This window comes from Paenibacillus sp. GbtcB18 (assembly GCF_019091125.1).
Taxonomy (GTDB): Bacteria; Bacillota; Bacilli; order Paenibacillales; family NBRC-103111; genus Paenibacillus_F; species Paenibacillus_F chitinolyticus.
The window spans coordinates 1-234 of record NZ_JAGXJX010000905.1 but is presented as its reverse complement, the minus strand read 5'-3'; the positions used below and the strand labels follow the sequence as shown (position 1 = coordinate 234).

Here is a 234-nt window from a genome sequence, read left to right as displayed (position 1 = left end):
ATCGGCGGGTTACTGGCGGAACACGGCTTGCGGGCTCCGTACTACGTGTCGTCCGCGGTCGGCGCTTTGGCTATGAACGGATCCCTGCATGTTCTGCCGGAATCGCTCACCAAAGAAGAGCTTGCCGCTAACCGTTCGTCACAGGTGAAGAAGGAAAGCATTTTTATCCAACTGGGACAGTCGTACAAAGCTCCGTATTTCATCCTGCTGCTGCTTGTGTTCGCCCTGACCTTC

The 234-nt window shown here is 55.6% G+C and carries 1 pseudogene; it reads left to right on the top strand.

What is annotated here, in order from left to right:
• Positions 1 to 234 (top strand): annotated as a pseudogene (locus KVT34_RS31250) (MFS transporter); the annotation flags it as partial.